Here is an 18,903-nt window from a genome sequence, read left to right on the forward strand (position 1 = left end):
CCGGCGGGGATATCCAGATCGATATCCCATAGCACGGGCTGGTTATGGTAGCTCACCGTCAGGTTTTTAATGCTCAGTGCGGTGTCTGTAGGGTTGAATATCGCCATGGATGCACTGCCTTATCGAATGCTTATTGAGCGAGTTGCCACTCGCTGGCCCAGTCATCCAGTGCCTTTGGCAGCGGGGCCAGCGAACCGCCTAGCGCCTCGACAATGTGCTGGGTGTTACGGTAGATCATGCCCATATAGGTACCATCTACCGTGCCTTCATCGCCCATGGCGTCGGAATAAAGCTGGCCGCCGATGGTCACATCATGGCCTTGCTGCCTTGCGGCATCGATCACTGCCTGAATGGTGCGCGGGTTGATGGTGCTCTCGACAAATATGGCGGGCACGTTACGGGCAACAACGCTATCCGCCATGCTGCGAATATCGGCGATCCCAGTTTCGGTTTCGGTACTGATGCCCTGAATCCCTTCCACCTCAATGTCATAGGCACGACCAAAGTAGCTGAAAGCGTCGTGGGCGGTGACAAGAATACGCTGCTCTTCGGGGATGCTGGCAATGCTCTCTTTAACCCACTCATGCAAGGCTAGCAACTGAGCCTGATAACGCTCGGTATTGGTTTCAATCGTCGTGGCGCACTCAGGGCGTGCTTCGCTCAATGCATCGCTTAGGGTGGGCAGTGTTTGGGCCCATAAAGAGACATCCATCCACAGGTGAGGGTCGACTCCGTAGACATCCTGAGCGGTGATCAACGACGCCGGATCAATGGAAGCGGGCGCCACGGCAAGCGTGGGTGTTCGTGCCGAGAAATTCTCCAGCACACTCCCCAGCTGCCCTTCCAATGAGTAGCCTGAATAGAGAATGTGTTCGGCGCCCCGCAGCAAGGCCACGTCGCTAGCGCTTGCCTGATACAGATGGGGGTCTACGCCGGGGCCCATCATGGCTTCCACATTAACGCATTCGCCGCCTACTTCCTGCGCTACATCTGCAATCATCCCAATCGTTGCCACCACGTTTAAGGGCGTTTCATCGGCAGTTGCCAACGCACTAAAAGGCAGCGTTCCCAATAGAATCACGGCATATTTTGTTGCCATTATTTAGCTCCAGACTCGTCATGAGGTAGATGGGCTGAAATTGCTTTGTGTAAACTGATTGTCCCGAGGAAAGAAGTATAGCCTTGGCTAAGTTTGTGGCGCTATTCATGAAATGTCAAGCGGATAAAAGACGCTGAGGTGAGCTGAAAGGGGTATCTGAGTATTGCGGGAATAAACGTAAGACGGGCTACTAACGCGCCTTTGAAATCTGCTAAGAACGGTTTAAGTTATCCACACCTGGTTCAAAGTCTTGGATCGGGTTGAAATGGCAGTGCCTCGGCTGTCGCGACGATTTGATCGAATAAGGGGTGTGCCGGGTTGAGCATGTAGTTGAGCTCTCTCGGCACGACCACGCTTGACACTGCCAGTGCCAGACTTTGGCCTGAGGCCAGCCAGCCATCGCCAAGTTCAGCGGTCTCTGCGGGCGCTGGGGCTTCCTGCCAGTTTTCTGGTAGATCTTCTGCGCCAATGCTTAGAATACTGTCGGCTGGTAGCGTCAGGCGCAGCAGCGCATACGCATTGAGCAGCCGATAGCTTTCCAGATTCACCATAATTTCCAGTAGTGCCAGCGACTCGTAGCTTGCCACATACACACAGGCATTCCCTGGGCTGTTCCAGCGCCCACCGTAAAGCCGTGCGCCTTCGCCATCAAACGCTGTCTCCTGAAACTTACGCTTAACCAGCCGATAGGCGGTGACCTCGCTCATACCGAGACCCCGTGCTCCAGCCGCCCGATCAGGTTCAACACCGTTTGATACTCTGCCGATGTGGCGCTCATTTCGACAGGGCGACGACCGCCTAGCCCGGCATTGGGTTTGAGTAGCCAGGCGCGGGCGCCCTCTGAGTCCCCCTCGAACAGATCCAGTGCCGCCTTGAAAAGCTCAGCAAAGCGATACAGCCGGTCACTCTCTGCCATTTTGAAACGGCCCGATTTGGCGCGACGGCTAAGCGTAGCAGAGGGAATATCCACGTAGCGCGCCAGTGCCTTCTGCTCAATACCTGATACCTTGGCAATCTGGGGATAAACACGATACTCCACCCCTTCATGCAACAGCTCATGCAACTTGCGGCCTCTGGCTGGCAAGCCAATTTGTTGCCAGAAACCGGACGCCAAAGCTTTGGGTGGCTGGTATTGAGTGAAGTGGATATCCATAATGTTATCCTCATTTGATACTTCAAAAGTCTATCATTTGATATACATGATGCTTTTACCGCCGTCAAGTGATGCACATGACAGAAGATATCTGGCGGGCTTATTCGCTAAAACCCTGCTCTGTGTTCGGTTGACGAAAATGCTTGGCGTGTAATATTGGCTGTTGATCAATAAGAAGCAGGTGGGGTATGCGCTATAAAGATAAACATCAGCTCGCCGCCGAGTGGCAAGCGCTTCTGGAGCGCACGCCCAAACCGTTGCGGCAAGCAGTCGAGACGTTGGTAGAGCACCACGGGCAAAGCTTTGCTGACCACTTTTACCGGGTGATGTTGGAAGACCCGCATGCTTCGCTGTTTCTCTCCAACGATCAAGTGGAGCAGCGTTTACACCCCTCAATGCAGCGCTGGCTGAAGGCCATGTTTGCCGTTGAGCACGCCGATTTTGAGTCCCTGGTTGAGCAGCAGGAAAAAGTGGGGCAGGTGCATGCCCGCATCGATATTCCGGTCAACCTGGTGCTAAGTGGAGCGCGGCAGCTTAAGCAGGTGTTTTATCAACAGATCAACGCCACGTTCAAAAGCCCGCTATCGCCGGGGGATGCCTCGGTGTACGTCTCCGACCATATTGATATGGCCATGGAAATCATGAGCCACGCCTACTCGGTGGCCAGTGACCGTAATGCGCGCACTGAAGAGGCGTACAAGCTGTTTTCACTCACCCAGAGCATTGGCGACGAGCGTGAACGCCAGCGTTCGGCGTTGTTGAATTGGGAGAATGCGCTGATGTTTGCCATAGCTGCCCAGCAGGATATCGCCACGCTGCCGCGGTTATCCAATTCCGATTTTGGTCTGTGGTACTTCCATAAAGCGTGCCATGCGTTCGAGGGCGTGCCGGAGATTGCCACTATTTCACGCCATATTCAGCAAGTGGATCGTGAGTGGCTGGAAGTGCTGATGCATGAAGATGCTAGCCAGCGACTTAAGGCACTGGGCGAGATTCGTGATGCCGCCCGTACGGTGTTGATGCTGCTCGACAATGTATTAGAGCGCGCCTCCGGTTTGGATGCAGGGCGCGACAGCTTAACCCGGTTGCTCAACCGCAAGTTTTTGTCAGTGGTGCTTAGTCGCGAAATAGACATTGCCCGCCACTCGGAGCACTGCTTTGCGCTGTTGATGGTAGATATCGATCACTTCAAATCGATCAACGATACCCATGGGCACGACGCCGGCGACAACGTGCTGCAGCAGGTGGCGAGCATCCTTGATCGCTCCACCCGTGGGGGTGATTACGTGTTTCGCATGGGCGGCGAGGAGTTTTTGATTGTGCTGGTCAATACTGACCATGACGGCAGCCGGTTATTTGCTGAGCGTTTACGCCAATCGGTGGCTAAGGAGCCGATGCTCGCCGGTGCCGATACGCTGCTTAACGTGACGATTAGCGTGGGTGTAACGCTTCACGATGGTCACCCAGACTATCACCACTCCCTGCAGCGTGCTGATCAGGCCCTTTATGAAGCGAAGCGCGGCGGGCGTGACCGGGTCGTTGTGCAGTAATGGTGTGAAGAGTGAGTGTAGGCTGAGCACTAAGCAAGTAGTGAGTGCATTTATTTGGTGCATTTGAGGTCTGATGTGGTGCTGTTTTGGTGCGCCTAGATGCGTAGCACTGCCAGTCACCGCCGTTCATCCCTACCATTGACCGCACAGCAGGGCTTTTCACCATTTTGGCGCATTAATTGCTTACCTATGTCAAAGGCTTAGTGAAAAGGAAGCGGTAGCAACCCATGATCCTGTGCGAACTCGCCAAACCACACATTGCCTCTGGCCACCGCTTCGATGCAGGCCGCCATTGGGCAGCTTCGTTAGCACTCACCTTCGCTCATCGTGACGGCGCCACTCGCATGGTGCAGGCGCGTCATCAAGGGCCACTGCGGGTGCAGCGCCCTTTCTATCCCGAAGGAAGCGGTGAGGCTTGCCATGTTTATGTGCTTCACCCGCCGGGCGGGCTAGTCAGCGGCGATGCGCTTACCATTAGTGCCCATGTAGAGAGCGGTGCCCATGCGCTGCTGACGACCCCGGCTGCCAATAAACTCTATAAAGCCGACAGCCAGGGCGTGGCATGGACGCAGCATACCCGGTTGAGCGTTGAAGATGGCGCGACTCTGGAGTGGCTGCCCCAGGAGACCATCGCCTTTGATGGTTCCAAGGGTGAACAGCGCACCCAAATTGACCTTCACGGCAGCGCCCGTTGCCTGGGCTGGGAAGTGATGGCACTGGGCCGCCCGGCCAGCGACTTACCCTATGTTTCCGGGCGTATTGAGCAGCACTTCCGCTTAACCCTGGATGGCAAACCGCTGTGGCTAGAGCGCCAACCGCTAGACCCACTACACCCACGCTTTGCCGGGCGCTGGGGGCAGGGCGGTGCCACGGTGCAGGCCACGCTCTGGGCAGTGGGGATTGCCGACGCGCCTGCTGCCATTGAAGCCTTGCGTGAAGCGCTGCCGGATAACCCGCGCTGGGCGGTCACCGTCCGCCACGGTGTTCTGCTGCTGCGCTATTTAGGCAACTCGCGTAACGAAGCCTGGGCGTTATGCGAACAGGCTTGGCAACTGCTGCGCCCCCGCTGGATCGAGCGTGAAGCACATACACCACGAATTTGGCTAACCTAATTAGCATCACTGCGATGCACTGCTGGAGACACATTCCATGGAATTAACCCCAAGAGACAAAGACAAGCTGCTGCTGTTCTCAGCCGCCCAATTGGCGGAGCGCCGCAAGGCGCGTGGTTTAAAACTCAATTACCCGGAAGCGGTGGCGCTGATCAGCTTCGAGATTATGGAAGGCGCCCGGGATGGCCGCAGCGTAGCGGACTTAATGAGCTATGGTCGCGAAATCCTTAGCCGTGAGGATGTGATGGACGGTGTCGCCGAGATGGTCGACGAAGTGCAGGTGGAAGCCACTTTCCCCGACGGCACCAAGCTGGTCACTGTCCATACGCCAATTGTGTGAGGGGTTAATTGTGAGGGGTGAGGGGTGGATTGTGAGGGGTGAGGAGTGAATAGTTAGGGGTGAGTAGTAGTGGGTTACGCACCCCTCATACCTCTCTCTTTACACCTCACACCTCTCGCCTAACACCTCACAAAAAAACAAAGGAGCAACCAAATGATTCCCGGTGAGTACAAGTTAAAAGAAGGTGATATCGAGCTGTGCGCGGGGCGTGAGCGGATTAGCGTCGAGGTGGCCAATACCGGCGACCGCCCGATCCAGATCGGCTCCCACTACCACTTCGCCGAAGCTAACCCGGCGCTGGTGTTTGATCGCGATAAAACCCGAGGCTTTCGTCTGGACGTGGCCGCAGGCACGGCGATTCGCTTTGAGCCTGGCCAGACCCGCGAAGTCACGTTGATTCCCTATGTCGGCAAGCGAGAAATTTACGGTTTTCGCGGCGATGTCATGGGCGCGCTCGACGGAGGTAAACAATGAAACCGGTTAACAAGATCAGTCGGCAAGCCTACGCCGATATGTATGGCCCCACGGTGGGCGACCGCGTGCGCCTGGGCGATACCGAGCTTTGGATCGAAGTCGAACAGGATGCCACCCACTACGGCGATGAAGTGAAGTTCGGCGGCGGCAAAGTCATCCGCGACGGCATGGGTCAAAGCCAGCGCGCCGACGACACGGTAATGGATACCGTGATTACCAACGCGCTGATTCTGGATTGGTGGGGTATCGTCAAAGCCGACGTAGGCATTCAAAACGGTCGCATCGCCGCGATTGGCAAGGCAGGCAATCCTGACGTACAGCCTGATGTTGAAATCGTCATTGGCCCCGGCACCGAAATCATCTCCGGCGAAGGTAAGATCCTGACCGCGGGCGGCATTGATTCCCATATTCACTTTATCTGCCCCCAGCAGGTCGAAGAAGCGCTGATGAGCGGTGTGACCACCATGCTGGGCGGCGGCACCGGCCCGGCGACTGGCACCAACGCTACCACCTGTACTCCCGGCGCATGGCACATCGGCAAAATGCTCCAGGCGGTGGACGATATGCCCATGAACATTGGCTTTCTGGGCAAAGGTAACGCCAGCCTGCCTGAGTCCCTGGAGCTCCAGCTCCAAGCGGGCGCCATGGGGCTCAAATTGCACGAAGATTGGGGCACCACGCCCGCCTCAATCAACAACTGCCTCAACGTGGCGGATGCCTACGATGTGCAAGTGGCGATCCACACCGACACCCTAAACGAATCGGGCTTTGTGGAAGACACCCTGGCCGCGTTCAAAGAGCGCTGCATTCACACCTACCACACCGAAGGCGCGGGCGGCGGCCACGCCCCGGATATCCTCACCGCCTGCTCGAAAGCCTATGTACTGCCGTCATCCACTAACCCAACGCGGCCCTACACCGTCAACACCATCGACGAACACCTCGATATGCTGATGGTGTGCCACCACCTGGATCCCAATATCCCCGAAGACGTGGCCTTCGCCGACTCACGCATTCGCCGGGAAACCATCGCCGCCGAGGATATCCTCCACGACTTGGGCGTGATCTCGATGATCGCCTCTGACTCCCAGGCCATGGGGCGGGTCGGCGAAGTGGTCTGCCGCACCTGGCAAACCGCCCATAAAATGAAGGTGCAGCGCGGCCTGTTGCCGGAAGATGAAGCCCTGGGCGCCGATAACCTACGCGCCAAGCGCTATATCGCCAAGTACACCATCAACCCGGCGATCACCCACGGCATCGCTCACGAAGTCGGCTCCATCGAAGTCGGTAAGCTGGCGGATCTGGTGCTGTGGAAACCGGCTTTCTTTGGCGTCAAGCCAGCGATGATGATCAAAGGCGGCATGATTGCGGCAGCGCCCATGGGCGACCCCAACGCCTCGATTCCGACCCCCCAGCCGGTGCACTACCGCTATATGTTCGGTGCTTTCGGCCGTGCGGCGAGCCAAACCCGACTCAGCTTTGTCAGCCAGGCCGCGCTGGATGCGGGCATCAAAGAGACCCTCGGGCTTAATAGCGAGCTAGCGGCATGTAAAAACGTGCGCCAGGTGCGCAAGCAGGATATGAAGCTAAACGATGCCTGCCCAGAATTAACCGTCGACCCGCAAACCTACGAAGTGCGCTGCGATGGCGAAATTTTAACCTGCGAGCCCGCCACTGAACTGCCGCTGGCCCAGCGCTACCATTTGTTCTGAAAAAGTGGGCGACACCTCCACAGTCAGGTTAACCGGGGTAGCTCGTAGTGAGGGTCTTTTGCCATGGATGGCAAAAGTAGCTTACAAGGATGTATTTACAGCGCCCTCACGTAGAGCTACCCCGGCTAGGCCGCGAAAATTTCAATGGGACGATAGCAATGCTGAAACTGATAGAACGTTTAGGGCCAGTGGAGGAGAGCGCTGCTAGCGATACGCTCACGCTGCCCTTTGAGCTACGTATTCGAGGGCGCTTAAAAGCCCAAAGCGATAGCGGTCGCGAACTGGGTCTGTTTCTGGATCGCGGCCCGGTGCTGCGCAGCGGCGAAGGTCTAAAAGCCGAAAGCGGCGAAGTGGTGCGTGTCTGCGCCGCGGTAGAACCGGTGGTTACCGCGCGAGTGAGTGCTGGCTTACCGCTGGCACGGCTGGCCTACCATCTTGGCAATCGCCACGTACAGCTGGCGCTGGGTGAAGATGAAGAGGGCGGCTGGGTGCGCTTTCCGCCGGATCACGTGTTGGAAGAGCTCGCCGAGCTGTTAGGTGCCGAACTAGAGCACCACAACGCAACGTTCGACCCGGAGCCGGGTGCTTATAACCAAGTAGGTGGCGGACATTCACATGGTCATTCGCACGGTCATTCACACGACCACGATCATGACCACTCGCATGAGCACCACCATGCCCACTGAACTCACTGCGCTAGAAAGCCAAAGTGATGAGCTAGCGCTGCTAGGGCTGATGCAGTTGGTGAGCCCAGCGTTGCCCATCGGCGCCTTTGCCTTTTCCCAAGGGCTGGAAAGCGCCTTTGAACTGGACTGGGTGCGTGATGAAGCCAGCCTCGCCGAGTGGCTAAACGGTGTGCTGGAAGATGGCTTAACCCGCTGCGAACTGCCAGTGCTGGCGCGGTTGCATGATGCGTTTAGTCAGGCGTTTGGCCAGGCGGACATGGTAGAAGGTCGTAAATCAATTGCCGCGTGGGATGAGTGGCTGGCTGCTACCCGGGAAACCGCCGAGCTCGCCGCCGAAGATAGCAGGCTGGGCGCCTCGCTAAAACGCCTACTGGGCAGCTTGAACTTGTTGCCTAGAGAGCAGCAGTTGCAAAGTGAGGGATTACTCCCACCCTTGCTTCCGCCCCAAGCAGGTTATGTAACGCTGTTTGCCTACACGGCCCACGTCCGTGGCGTGTCTGTTCGCCAAACGCTGCTGGGGTTTGCCTGGGCGTGGATGGAGAACCAGCTAGCGGTGGCCTGTAAAGCCTTGCCGCTTGGCCACACCGCTGCCCAGCGAGTAATTGAACAACTGCGCCCCGCGCTAGTGAATGCCGTTAATCAGGCACTTACGCTGGGTGATGAAGAGCTGGGCCCGGTGCTGCCCGGCCTAGCACTGGCTAGCGCCTTGCACGAAACCCAATATTCGCGCCTGTTTCGAAGTTAGATGACCTAGAAGTTAACGAGGAGAGAACAATGACTCACTGTTTACGTGTTGGTGTGGGTGGCCCGGTTGGTTCTGGTAAAACCGCGCTGCTCAAGCAACTCTGTTTAGCGCTGCGTGATTACTACGATATCGCCGTAGTCACTAACGATATCTACACCCGCGAAGACGCCGACTTTTTGCTCAAGCACGATGCCCTACCGGCGGATCGTATTCTAGGGGTTGAGACCGGGGGGTGCCCGCATACCGCGATTCGTGAAGACGCCTCGATGAACTTGGCGGCCATTGATGAGCTCCAGGCGCGTCACCCGAAGCTGGAACTGGTCATGGTCGAGTCGGGCGGCGACAACCTCTCGGCGACCTTCAGCCCCGAGCTTTCCGACCTAACGCTCTACGTCATCGACGTCTCGGCAGGCGACAAAATACCTCGCAAAGGCGGGCCGGGCATTACCAAATCGGATCTACTGATTATCAATAAAATCGATATCGCCGAGCAGGTGCACGCTTCACTAGAGGTAATGGAGCGCGATTCCAAGAAAATGCGCGGCGAGCGGCCCTTTGTGTTTACCAACCTCTATGACGGCGTAGGGCTTGAGGAGATTATCCGCTTTATTCTCGATAAAGGGATGCTGGACGAGCGGCGTCCGCAGGCCGAAGTGACCGCTAGCTAACGTCAATCGACCCGCGTAATTGGTTGGCGATTGGGGTCGACGTGCCATGGCAGGCCAAGGCGGGTATTACGTTCCAGTTCGGCAATCACCTGGGCGCCCAGTAGTAAAATGATGGCGCCCACTTCCAGGCTAATCAGTACGACCACCAGCGCTGCCAGCGAACCGTAGACGGCGTTAACGAACGAGAGATTGGCGAAGTAGTAAACCAGCAACAGGCGAACCCCCTCCCACAGCAGTGCTGCCACAAAGCCCCCTACGATTGCCCGACGTAAGGCGATGCGCACCACCGGCAGCACTTTGTAGATAGCGCTGAACAGCAGGAACACCCCAGTGAAACTGGCCAGGTTAAGCACCGGCTCTGAAAATCCCGCCAGCGGCAATTCCCGTTCAAATAGCAGCATCACCAGCGTATTAAGCGAACTGGCCAGGGTGACTACCAGCGTGAGAACCATAAGCGCCGCCCCCAGTACCACCATAAAGGCGTAGGGCAACATTACCGAAACCCAAACGCTGCGTTTGATATGCGGGCTATCCGGTGCATGGAAAATGATCGCCAGGGCGTCTTCCAGCATACGAAAGGCGAATGAGCTGAACAGGAGCAGAATGGGAAAGCTCAGAATGCCAATCACATCTCGCGATTCCAGCAGGCTGCGAACGGCCTCCAGCAACACCTCCGCGTGGGCAGGCGCCATATGGCGTGCCTGTACGGCCAGCACATTGAGTAAGTGCTGCTGATCGACGACTTGGGTTAACAGCACAACGAGCACGGCAAAAAGCGGCACGATAGAGAGCAGAATGTTGTAGCCTACTCCGCCGGCTAGCAGGACACCGTGATTTTTCAGGAAATTGCGTAATACGCGCCAAGCAAAGTGAACCAACCTAGGGAGCAGGAGCAAGACAGCGCTAACAAATGGGTGGTTTCGAACCATGCTTGTTATTCTCCTTGGACATGAGGCCCTATCGCCATGATACGCTGATGGCAATGGCAAATAACAAGGGCAAATATCAAGGAAGTCCCGAATTGCCTGATCTGGCTTCAGGAGAGAGTAGTAAGAGGCAGAAGCTAACTCGCCGCCCTACAAACAAAAAGGTCGCCCTGACCAGGCGGTAGAGAGACCAGGGCAACCGAAGATTGTGGTTAAGCGACTTGCTTAAAACGGGCCATCCCTGGCCACCACAACCTCACAATGAACCTTTACTCTATGAATAACCTTAACTTAGGTTATGAAGCTAATCATTAAATGCTAATTAATTGAATATTAAGTAAAAAAACTAAAAAATGGTTAAAGTTCGTGCACTTTAGGTCGATAAGGCTCCTATAACTACTAAAAACTCTTCACTCAAGACTGACTCTGGAGCTTGCCCACATATGTCCACTCCTTCTGCTCCCAAACGAGCCCTTGGTTTACAAACCAAGGTGCTGATGCTGGTACTGCTCCCTCTTCTGTTAGTGACGGTTGTGCTGGTCGGGTTTAAAGCCTACAGCAGCGCCCAAGACACCCGCGATACGTTGGCAAACCAGCGTGAAATGCTGATTGAAGAGCGCCGCCATGCGGTACGCGATATCGTCCAGATGGCGACTTCTGCCATCGAGCCCATTTACGAACAAGCCGGTGCCAACGATGAGGCAGCCAAGCAGCAGGTAGCCGAGCTGGTGCGTTCCATGCGCTTTGAAGATAACAACTACATTTTTATCTACGACTATGACGGTAACAATATCGTCACGGCGCCTGCACCGGAGCGTGAAGGTACCAACATGATCGATGCGCAAACCCCCGATGGCACCTATCTGATTCGCGAGATCATTAAGGTCGCCCAGAGTGGCGGTGGCTTCTACAGCTATATGTGGGATTACCCAGGTACCGACAGAATAGAACCCAAGCACTCCTTCGTTGACCGCCTTGAAAAATGGGACTGGCTCATTGGTGCTGGCGTTTACGTTACCGATGCTGACGATGCCATTGCCGAACTTGAAGCCGCGGCTGCCGCCGATTTGCGCCAAGGCATTATATTTGCCTCCTTGTTGGGTCTGGGTCTATTTATTGTGATTGCACTGATAGCGTATGGCTTGGTGCGTCGCACGCTGGGGCCGATCAAGCGCACTACTGCGGCTATGCACGATATTGCCCAGGGGCGCGGTGATTTAACCCGTCGCTTAGCAGTTGAAAGCGGTGACGAAATTGGCGAGCTTAGCGTTCAATTCAACGCCTTTGTAGCGCGGATGCAGAACACGCTTCGTGATGTACGCAGCAGTACGCTCAGCGTGCACCAGGCAGCGGGGGAGATCTCACAAAGCTCTGATGAGCTTGCCACCCGTACCGAGCAGGCGGCCGCGAACCTGCAACAAACCTCCGCTTCCATGGAAGAGATCACCTCGACGGTTAATCACAGCGCCGACAATGCCCAGCAGGCCAATACGCTGGTACAGTCTACTGCCGATGTAGCCCGCGAAGGTGAGACCTCGATGGGGCAGGTGGAAAGCACCATGAGCGATATTAACGACTCTGCATCGCGCATCAGTGACATCATCAGCATGATCGATTCGATTGCCTTCCAAACCAATATTTTGGCGCTTAATGCCTCGGTGGAAGCCGCAAGGGCAGGTGAGCATGGCCGCGGCTTTGCCGTGGTGGCACAAGAAGTTAGGGTTCTGGCCAGTCGTTCCAGCGATGCTTCCAAAGAGATTCGTGCGCTTATTGATGCATCGGTTCAGCACACTAACTCCGGTGCGAAGCTGGTACGCAGCGCCGGTGATACCATGCGTGAGATTGTCTCCAGCGTGGCGAAAGTCACCGATGTAATCGGTGAGATCACCGCTGGCGCTAAAGAGCAGAGCAGCGGTATTGGCCAGATCAACACTGCCGTGGCTGAAATGGACACCATGACCCAGCAGAACGCTGCCATGGTGCAAGAATCGACCACCGCCGCTGCCAATATGCGCCGCCATGCGGAGCATCTTAATCAGCTAATCAACTCCTTTGTACTCGGCGAAGATGAGCCCACGCAGCAGCAGGCGCTGGCCTCTCCGGCGCCTCAGCAACGTGGCGGTGATAAAGGCCTGAAACGCCCCGCGCTTTCATCGCAAGCCTCGTCACAGCCATCATCCAAGCCTTCACCGGCAACGGCAAAGCACGCTGCAGATGAGTGGGAAGAGTTCTAACGTCCACTAACAGTGCTTGTGGTATCAGCGCTTTTAAACGATGGGTATAAAAAACGGGGCTTGCCAGATGGCAAGCCCCGTTGCGTTAACACCTGTGATGTTTATCCGCTATGGCGCCTGGCCAATCTTTCCGCCAGCAAGTTGACGGCTCGCTTTGCCAGTGGTGAAAGCGCGGCATCCTCGCGTTCCAGCGTGGCTATTAGGCGCTGCTTCATTGATCGTGCCCAAAAGGTTTCCAGGTGGCGACAGGTGGCCGCGGCTGCCATTTCTTCATCACGACCGCCGCCCAGGTTAGCTGCGATCTGGTTGGTCATGTGAATCAGGTGAGTATCTTGGTTCGACGACATTGCGTGCCTCCTCAGCCGTGTGCCATCGCCGCCGACGTGGGGCGATGGTAAATCAGATGGCGGCCGGGCCGCGCAAAGCCTGCCAGTAGCAGCCCCGATGCCTGGGCCTGCTCCACGGCCAGGGCGGTGGCCGCCGATACCGCCACCAGAGCACCAATGCCGACACTGGCACACTTGTGAACCATCTCGTAGCTGGCGCGGCTGGTGACCAGCGCGAACCCTTCGCCGAGGGGGCTGGCCTCGCGGGCGAGGGCTCCAATCAGTTTGTCCAGGGCGTTATGGCGACCCACATCCTCGCGCAGTTGTTTAATGTTCCCCCAAACATCGCACCAGGCGGCACCGTGGCTGGCGCCAGTGGCCGCCTGCAGCGGTTGGTGGGCGGACAGCTCCCGCAGGGAACGCTGGATGGCGGCATCACTCAACGGCGGCGCCATGACATGGGGAATCGGCCGTATGGCCTGCTCCAGGGCTTCGGTGCCGCATAGCCCGCAGCCAGTGCGTCCTGTCAGGCTTCGCCGCCGCTGTTTGAGCTCGGCCATTCGCTGGCTGGCAATAGTGAGATGAATGGTGAGGCCTTGAGGCTGTTCGTGGATGTCTAGATCGTAGCACTCGTCAACGTTTGCCAGGATACCTTCGGAAAGGCTGAAGCCCAGGGCAAACTCCTCAAGATTCGTCGGGCTGGCCATCATCACTGCGTGGGAGATGCCGTTGTAGACCAGTGCCACTGGCCTTTCCAATGCCAGTAGATCCTCCTGGGCATCGGCGTACCAGCCGTTGGTACCCCGGTGCACTTCCACCCGCTGGCGCATCAGGGCTGCCTGCGGTACTGACGCCGTGCCGTTCATAGGTGAGCTCATGGAACCTCCTGCTGGGCCTTGGCCAGGTAATCACGCTGGGCCAGGTCGAAGGCGCTAAAGCGTTGCTGCCAGGCTGACGGTTGGCTGACCTTCTCTACCTGCACTGCCGTGACTTTGTATTCCGGGCAGTTGGTGGCCCAGTCCGAGTTGTCCGTGGTGATGACGTTGGCGCCACTGCCGGGGTGGTGGAAAGTGGTGTAAACCACGCCTGGCTGCATACGTTCGCTGAGCCGGGCACGCAGCACCGTCTGGCCGGCACGGCTGGTGATACCCAGCCAGTCGCCGTCGCGGATGCCGCGCAGCTCGGCGTCAGAAGGGTGTAGCTCCAACACGTCCTCGTCGTGCCAGCGCTGGTTGTCGGTGCGCCGGGTCTGGGCGCCCACGTTGTACTGGCTAAGGATCCGGCCGGTGGTGAGCAGTAGCGGGAAGCGGCGGTTGGCCCGCTCCTCGGTGGCCACGTACTCGGTAATTGCAAAGCGTCCCAGCCCGATGGGGAACTCAACCTCGTGCATAGTCGGCATGCCCAGCGGGTACTCGGCGTTACAGGGCCACTGAAGACTGCCGCGCTCCTCCAGCTTGGCGTAACTGACGCCCGCGAAACTTGGCGTCAACTGGGCGATTTCGTCCATGATTTCGGAGGGATGGGTATAGTGCATCGGGTAGCCCAGCGCATTGGCCAGATCCTGGGTGATTTCCCAGTCTTCCTTGCCGGCCACCGGGGCTGCCACCTTGCGTACCCGGTTGATACGTCGCTCGGCGTTGGTGAAGGTGCCATTCTTCTCCAGAAAGCTTGAACCCGGCAGCAGTACGTGGGCGAACTTGGCCGTTTCATTGAGGAAGATATCCTGCACGATCAGGCAGTCCAGCGACGTGAGCGCCGCCTCGACGTGCTGAGTGTTGGGATCGGACTGGGCAATATCCTCGCCCTGAACATAAAGCGCCTTAAAGGTGCCTTCGATGGCAGCATCGAACATGTTGGGAATGCGCAGCCCCGGCTCGTCGTCCAGTTTCACGCCCCACACGGCCTCAAAGCGGCCGCGGGCGATAGGGTCAGCCACGTGCTGGTAGCCTGGCAGCTCGTGGGGGAAGGAGCCCATGTCACACGAACCTTGGACATTGTTTTGGCCACGCAGCGGGTTGACGCCCACGCCTTCGCGGCCAATGTTGCCGGTGGCTAAGGCCAGATTGGCAATGCCCATCACCATGGTCGAACCCTGGCTGTGTTCGGTGACGCCCAGCCCGTAGTAGATGGCACCGTTGCCTGCCATGGCGTAGGTTCGCGCGGCTTGGCGCACGGCCTCGGCGGGCACGCCGGTAATCGCCTCAGTGACCTCCGGGGAGTGGCGCGGTTCAGCAATAAACTCACGCCAGCTGTTATAGGCATCGGTGTCGCAGCGCTTGGCCACGAACGCCTTGTCTTCCAGACCTTCCGTCACCACCACGTGCCCCAGCGCGTTGACCAGCGCCACGTTGGTGCCCGGGCGCAGCGGCAGATGTTGGGCCTCGCTCATGTGAGGGGTCTTTAAAAGGTCGATACGGCGAGGATCGGCGACAATTAGTTTCGCCCCCTGGCGCAGGCGTTTGCGCATCAGCGAGCCAAACACCGGGTGGGCATCGGTGGGGTTGGCGCCGATCACGATAATGGCGTCCGCCTTCATCACCGAATCAAAGGTCTGGGTACCAGCGGATTCGCCCAGCGTGGTCTTCAGGCCGTAGCCGGTGGGCGAGTGGCAGACCCGTGCGCAGGTGTCGGTATTGTTGTTGCCGAAGGCGGCGCGGATCAGCTTCTGCACCAGATAGGTCTCTTCGTTGGTACAGCGCGACGAGGTGATGCCGCCGATGCTCTCGCGGCCGTGCTCGGCCTGAATCGCCTTGAGACGGGTTGCGGCAAAGCCAATCGCCTCTTCCCAGCTTACTTCGCGCCATGGCTGGTCGATGCTGTCGCGGATCATCGGTGTGGTCAGGCGATCCGGGTGTGTAGCGTAGCCGAAAGCAAAGCGCCCCTTCACGCAGGAGTGGCCGTGGTTAGCGTCGCCGCCCTTGTAGGGCACCATGCGAACCAACTGATCGCCCTTCATCTGGGCTTCGAAGGAGCAGCCCACCCCGCAGTAGGCGCAGGTGGTCACCACGCTTCTATCCGGCACGCCGTGATCGATCACGCTTTTTTCCATCAGCGTGGCCGTGGGGCAGGCCTGCACGCAGGCGCCACAGGAGACGCAGTCCGAGTCCATGAAGGCGTCGTTCTGGCCTGCTGATACTTTGGATTCGAACCCGCGGCCATCGATGGTTAGCGCGAAAGTGCCCTGGACTTCGTCGCAGGCGCGCACGCAGCGTGAACAGAGGATGCACTTGCTGGGATCGAAGGTGAAGTAGGGGTTGGATTCGTCCTTGACCGCCTCCAGATGATTCTCGCCCGTAAAGCCGTAGCGCACTTCACGTAGGCCGACGCTACCGGCCATGTCCTGCAGTTCGCAGTCGCCGTTGGCCGGGCAGGTCAGGCAGTCCAGCGGGTGGTCGGAGATGTAGAGCTCCATCACGTTGCGACGCAGCTTGGCGAGCCGCTCGTTCTGGGTGGTCACCTTCATACCTTCAGCAACGGGCGTGGTGCAGGCGGCGGGCAGGCCGCGGCGTCCCTCCACCTGCACGGCGCACAGCCGACAGGAACCGAAGGGCTCCAGGCTGTCGGTGGCGCACAGTTTGGGAATGTTGATATCCGCCAGGGCCGCGGCGCGCAGTACCGAGGTGCCCTCCGGCACGCTGATGGATACGCCGTCGATATCAAGGCTCACCGAGGCAGTGCCGACGGCCTGAGCAGGGAAGGGCGTGCCGAGGTCTTTGCTATGCCCGGCGTTGCTGGCATGCTGACTGGGGTCGAAGTGCTGAATCATGATCTGTCTCCGTTCGCCGCCCGCTGGAAATCCTCAGCAAAGTGTTTCAGGGCGCTCTGCACCGGGAAGGGGGTCATGCCGCCCATGGCGCAGAGCGAGCCGTCTACCATCGTTTCGCAAAGATCACTCAGCAGGGCGAGGTTGGCCTCGCGATTGTCGTTGGCGCGAATACGATCGATTACCTCCACGCCACGGGTCGAGCCGATACGACAGGGCGTGCACTTGCCGCAGGACTCCACCTTGCAGAACTCCATCGAGAAACGCGCCTGTTCGGCCATATCGACGCTGTCGTCGAACATCACCACGCCGCCGTGACCGACGCCTGCACCGACCTCGGCGAAGGTTTCGTAATCCAGCGGCATATCCCACTGGCTTTCGGGCAGGTAGGCGCACAGCGGCCCGCCTACCTGAACGGCGCGCAAGGGCTTTCCGGTGAGCGTACCGCCGCCAAAATCCTCCATCAGCGTGCGCAGAGTGGTGCCAAAGGCGAGTTCCACCAGACCGCCACGCTTGACGTTGCCCGCCAGTTGGAGGGCCAGCGTGCCCCGGGAGCGGCCCATGCCGTGATTGGCGTAGGCCTCGGCACCCTCGGCCAGAATGAACGGCACGGCGGCAAACGAGAGCACGTTATTGACCACGGTAGGGCGGCCGAACAGGCCCTCGATGGCGGGCAGCGGTGGCTTGAAGCGCACCAGCCCGCGCTTGCCCTCCAGACTTTCCAGAAGCGATGTCTCTTCGCCACAAATGTATGCTCCGGCGCCCAGACGTACTTCCAGATGAAAGGTGCGGCCGCTGCCGCGCAGGTCGTCGCCGAGATACCCGGTGGTCTCAGCACGGCAAATGGCTTCGTCGAGGATCTCTTTCGCCAGCGGGTATTCCGAGCGCAGGTAGATATAACCTTGGGTGGCGCCCACCGCGAGCCCGGCGATGGTCATGCCCTCGATCAGCATGTAAGGGTCGCACTCCATTGCCAGCCGGTCGGCGAAAGTGCCAGAGTCGCCCTCATCGGCATTGCAGACGATGTATTTCTGGTCGGCGGGCGTATCGAGCACCGTCTGCCACTTGATACCGGTGGGGAAGGCCGCCCCGCCACGTCCGCGCAGGCCCGAGGCTTTGACTTCCTCGACGATGTCCTGGGGCTCGCGTTGCAGCGCAGCCTGCAGGCCGCAAAAACCGTTATGGGCGCGATAGTCCTCGATCGATAGCGGGTCAGTAATACCAATACGCGCGAAGGTTAAACGCTGCTGGCGGGCGAGGTAGTCGATCTCTTCCGTTGGGCCCAGTGCCAGTGGGTGGCTGACGCTACCTTCCAGCAGGCCACTGTCGAGCAGCGCCGCTACATCCCCCGGCGTTACCGGGCCATAGGCGAACCGGCCGATGGGGGTGTCGACTTCCACCAGCGGCTCAAGCCAGGCAAGGCCACGGGAGCCGTTACGTACCAACGTGATTGACTGGCCGCGTGCGGCGGCCTCTCTCTCCAGCCGGCTGGCGATCGTATCGGCGCCCAGCGAAAGCGCGGTGGTATCGCGAGGTACATAAACGCGGACGCTCATCCCATCACCTCCAGCGGCCGGGTTTGTAGCTCATCCATCAATTCATCGAAGGCTTCCGGCGTGACGCGGCCGCGTATGCTGTCGTCCACGCGAATCGACGGGCCGCAGGCGCAGTTGCCCAGGCAGTAAACGGATTCGAGGGTGATTTCGCGATCCGGCGTGGTCTGCTGGTAGTCGACCCCCAAACGCGCCTTGGCGTGGGCTTCGAGCTGGCGCGCCCCTACCGACTGACAGGCCTCGGCGCGGCAGATGTGCACGACGTGGCGCCCCGGTGGTGTGGTGCGAAAGTGGTGGTAAAAGCTGATGACGCCGTGCACTTCGGCACGTGTCTGGTGGAGGGCATCGGCGATGATGGGCACCGCTGCCTCGGGAATGAAGCCGATGCGATCCTGAAGGGCGTGGAGGATCGGCAGTAGGGCGCCGGGCTTGTGTTTCAGGGCGTCGACCTCGGCCTGAATTGCCTGCGGCGCCCACTCCTGGGAATGGTTCATGATGCCTTCCTCACGACTGCTTATTATGTTTTAAATATGCACTGCTTTTCATATTTAAAAAGACGTGC

The 18,903-nt window shown here is 58.4% G+C and carries 18 protein-coding genes; 9 read left to right on the top strand and 9 right to left on the bottom strand.

Annotation, left to right across the window (positions count from 1 at the left end):
• Positions 1-130: 130 nt before the first annotated feature.
• From HALA3H3_RS09630 to parS, 3 genes are all read right to left on the bottom strand, one after another.
• Positions 131-1,099 (bottom strand): metal ABC transporter solute-binding protein, Zn/Mn family, encoded by a 969-nt coding sequence (locus tag HALA3H3_RS09630; protein WP_009286156.1) that lies wholly within the window; start codon positions 1,097-1,099, stop codon positions 131-133.
• 242 nt (positions 1,100-1,341) lie between these two features.
• Entirely contained in the window at positions 1,342-1,806 is a 465-nt protein-coding gene (locus tag HALA3H3_RS09635; protein WP_022521349.1) for an RES family NAD+ phosphorylase, read from the bottom strand.
• The gene (gene parS / locus HALA3H3_RS09640; RefSeq protein ID WP_022521350.1) at positions 1,803-2,252 is read right to left on the bottom strand and encodes a type II RES/Xre toxin-antitoxin system antitoxin; all 450 of its coding nucleotides are present in this window, start codon (positions 2,250-2,252) and stop codon (positions 1,803-1,805) included. Before parS ends, HALA3H3_RS09635 begins: the two co-directional genes overlap by 4 nt.
• Before the next feature lie 188 nt (positions 2,253-2,440).
• On the opposite strand from parS, the gene HALA3H3_RS09645 reads away from it, so the two are divergent.
• The 8 genes from HALA3H3_RS09645 to ureG all read left to right on the top strand — a co-directional run bounded on the left by HALA3H3_RS09645 (position 2,441) and on the right by ureG (position 9,539).
• Entirely contained in the window at positions 2,441-3,802 is a 1,362-nt protein-coding gene (locus tag HALA3H3_RS09645; RefSeq protein WP_022521351.1) for a diguanylate cyclase, read from the top strand.
• A gap of 227 nt (positions 3,803-4,029) precedes the next feature.
• Positions 4,030-4,914, top strand: a complete 885-nt coding sequence (locus tag HALA3H3_RS09650) for an urease accessory protein UreD (protein WP_022521352.1) — start codon at positions 4,030-4,032, stop codon at positions 4,912-4,914.
• Between the two features lie 37 nt (positions 4,915-4,951).
• The gene (locus HALA3H3_RS09655; RefSeq protein WP_022521353.1) at positions 4,952-5,254 is read left to right on the top strand and encodes an urease subunit gamma; all 303 of its coding nucleotides are present in this window, start codon (positions 4,952-4,954) and stop codon (positions 5,252-5,254) included.
• 153 nt (positions 5,255-5,407) lie between these two features.
• A complete protein-coding gene (locus tag HALA3H3_RS09660; RefSeq protein ID WP_022521354.1) occupies positions 5,408-5,728 on the top strand; it encodes an urease subunit beta in 321 nt (106 codons plus the stop codon).
• A complete protein-coding gene (gene ureC / locus HALA3H3_RS09665; RefSeq protein ID WP_022521355.1) occupies positions 5,725-7,440 on the top strand; it encodes an urease subunit alpha in 1,716 nt (571 codons plus the stop codon). Before HALA3H3_RS09660 ends, ureC begins: the two co-directional genes overlap by 4 nt.
• Positions 7,441-7,598: 158 nt before the next feature.
• The gene (gene ureE / locus HALA3H3_RS09670) at positions 7,599-8,126 is read left to right on the top strand and encodes an urease accessory protein UreE (protein ID WP_022521356.1); all 528 of its coding nucleotides are present in this window, start codon (positions 7,599-7,601) and stop codon (positions 8,124-8,126) included.
• Entirely contained in the window at positions 8,116-8,871 is a 756-nt protein-coding gene (locus HALA3H3_RS09675) for an urease accessory protein UreF (protein ID WP_170834137.1), read from the top strand. Before ureE ends, HALA3H3_RS09675 begins: the two co-directional genes overlap by 11 nt.
• Positions 8,872-8,900: 29 nt before the next feature.
• On the top strand, positions 8,901-9,539 hold the full coding sequence (gene ureG, locus HALA3H3_RS09680; RefSeq protein ID WP_009286151.1) for an urease accessory protein UreG: 639 nt from the start codon (positions 8,901-8,903) through the stop codon (positions 9,537-9,539).
• 2 nt (positions 9,540-9,541) lie between these two features.
• Here the strand turns inward: ureG and HALA3H3_RS09685 are convergent, their stop codons facing one another.
• Entirely contained in the window at positions 9,542-10,468 is a 927-nt protein-coding gene (locus HALA3H3_RS09685) for a YihY/virulence factor BrkB family protein (protein WP_022521358.1), read from the bottom strand.
• A 440-nt stretch (positions 10,469-10,908) separates the two neighbouring features.
• Here HALA3H3_RS09685 and HALA3H3_RS09690 point away from each other — a divergent pair, with 440 nt between their 5' ends.
• Entirely contained in the window at positions 10,909-12,699 is a 1,791-nt protein-coding gene (locus HALA3H3_RS09690; protein WP_022521359.1) for a methyl-accepting chemotaxis protein, read from the top strand.
• A 101-nt stretch (positions 12,700-12,800) separates the two neighbouring features.
• On the opposite strand, the gene HALA3H3_RS09695 is transcribed toward HALA3H3_RS09690, so the two are convergent.
• The 5 genes from HALA3H3_RS09695 to HALA3H3_RS09715 are packed head-to-tail and all read right to left on the bottom strand — an operon-like array spanning position 12,801 to position 18,835.
• The gene (locus tag HALA3H3_RS09695; RefSeq protein WP_022521360.1) at positions 12,801-13,046 is read right to left on the bottom strand and encodes a formate dehydrogenase subunit delta; all 246 of its coding nucleotides are present in this window, start codon (positions 13,044-13,046) and stop codon (positions 12,801-12,803) included.
• Between the two features lie 11 nt (positions 13,047-13,057).
• A complete protein-coding gene (gene fdhD, locus HALA3H3_RS09700; protein ID WP_022521361.1) occupies positions 13,058-13,903 on the bottom strand; it encodes a formate dehydrogenase accessory sulfurtransferase FdhD in 846 nt (281 codons plus the stop codon).
• Complete coding sequence (fdhF, locus tag HALA3H3_RS09705; protein ID WP_022521362.1) at positions 13,900-16,791, bottom strand: formate dehydrogenase subunit alpha; 2,892 nt, start codon at positions 16,789-16,791, stop codon at positions 13,900-13,902. The genes fdhD and fdhF overlap by 4 nt, the downstream gene beginning before the upstream one ends.
• A complete protein-coding gene (locus tag HALA3H3_RS09710) occupies positions 16,788-18,344 on the bottom strand; it encodes a formate dehydrogenase beta subunit (RefSeq protein WP_022521363.1) in 1,557 nt (518 codons plus the stop codon). Before HALA3H3_RS09710 ends, fdhF begins: the two co-directional genes overlap by 4 nt.
• Positions 18,341-18,835 (bottom strand): formate dehydrogenase subunit gamma, encoded by a 495-nt coding sequence (locus HALA3H3_RS09715; protein ID WP_022521364.1) that lies wholly within the window; start codon positions 18,833-18,835, stop codon positions 18,341-18,343. The genes HALA3H3_RS09710 and HALA3H3_RS09715 overlap by 4 nt, the downstream gene beginning before the upstream one ends.
• Positions 18,836-18,903: the final 68 nt, after the last annotated feature.

Origin of the sequence: Halomonas sp. A3H3, assembly GCF_000982975.1 — a bacterium.
Lineage (GTDB): Bacteria > Pseudomonadota > Gammaproteobacteria > Pseudomonadales > Halomonadaceae > Vreelandella > Vreelandella titanicae.